At 66.5% G+C, this 1,493-nt stretch carries 1 protein-coding gene; it reads right to left on the reverse strand.

Features of this window, described 5'->3' with window-relative positions; translation table 11 throughout:
* Positions 1–147: 147 nt before the first annotated feature.
* A protein-coding gene (locus tag XM48_RS00065) for an IS3 family transposase (RefSeq protein ID WP_369699841.1) occupies positions 148–1,325 on the reverse strand; the annotation gives its coding sequence in 2 pieces (ribosomal slippage) (positions 148–1,056 and positions 1,059–1,325; 1,176 coding nt in all).
* Positions 1,326–1,493 lie beyond the last annotated feature (168 nt).

Here is a 1,493-nt window from a genome sequence, read left to right on the forward strand (position 1 = left end):
AAGGACCGCAAGGTGGTCGGCACCCCCGATCCGCGCATCATCGGCGGGCCCGCGAGCGTGTACGACGAGGGCGAGACCCCCTCGGGCACGTTCCCCCCAATGCGCCCGCCCCGGGGGCGTGAGGAACGAACTGGTGACAGTTTCGGTTTAGGCCGCGAGTGTGAGCGGCTCGGTTAGTTTGGCTTCGAACTCGATGGGCGTCAATCCGCCGAGGGTGTCCTGGGCTCGCTGGCGGTGATACTTCCGCTCGATCCAGACCACGATGGCCAGGCGCAGCTCCTGCTTGGTCGCCCACCGCTGCTGGTTGAGGACGTTCGTTTGGAGAAGCGACCAGAAGCTCTCCATGGCCGCGTTGTCCCCGGCCGCACCGACTCGGCCCATCGATCCGACCATGTCGTGACGGCGCAGCTCGCGGGCCATCGCCCTGCTCCGAAATTGGCTGCCCCTGTCGGCGTGCAGGATGCATCCGGCAACGTCACCACGTCGCGTGACGGCGTTGCGTACGGCGTCGACGGCGAGCTTCGCGGTCATCCGATCCGAGATCGAGTAGCCGACGATTCGGTTGGAGAACACGTCCTTGATCGCGCAGCAGTAGAGCTTGCCTTCGCTCGTCCAATGCTCCGTGATATCCGTGAGCCAGAGCCGGTTCGGCGCATCGGCGCGGAACACCCGTTGCACGTGGTCGTCGAACACCGGCGGGCCGACCTTCTTCCCCTTCCCGCGCCGACGGCGCTGTGCGGACGAGAGGATCCCGGCCTGCGAGCACAGCTTCCACGCCGTCCGCCGACTCATCCGCCATCCGGCTCGCCGCGCCTCGTCGGCGAGGTATCGGTAGCCGAACGTCGGGTCCTCGTGGTGCGCGTCGTGGAGCGCGTTGATCCGGTGCGCCCGAAGCACGTCCGCGTCCCGGATCGGGTCGCCTCTCCACCGGTAGTAGGGCTGGCGGGCGAGCTTGAGGACCCGGCACGACACCGTCACGGGAATCCCCGCGTCGGCGAGCTCAGATACGAGCGGGTACGTCATTTTGGGGAGCCACCGAGTTTCAGGTTCGCCTGCGACAGATACGCCGCCGCCCGCCTGAGGACCTCGTTCTCCTGCTCGAGGAGGCGGATCCGCTTCTTCAGCTCCCGCGCCTCAGCTGCGTCCGCCGCGGTCTGACCGGGACGGTTGCCTTCTTCGACATCGGCTTGGCGGAGCCAGTTCTGCAGCGTCGCTTCGCTGATCCCGAAGTCGGTCGCGATCTGTTTGATGGTGACGCCGCTCTCACGACGTCTGGCGACCGCGACGACGTCCTCGCGGAACTCTCTGGGATAAGGACCGGGCATGATGACATCCTCCCCGCCAGCGCCTCCCGGCACTAACGATCAGTTGTCACCGGTTCGTTCCTCACGCCCACCCAACGAAGCGACCTGCACCCACGACGCCCCAGCATCACGAGACGTAAACGCATAACCATACCCAGCCGCAGTGTCATTGGTATGAGGCCGCGCCGC

The organism is Leucobacter sp. Ag1, assembly GCF_000980875.1.
Classification (GTDB): domain Bacteria; phylum Actinomycetota; class Actinomycetes; order Actinomycetales; family Microbacteriaceae; genus Leucobacter; species Leucobacter iarius.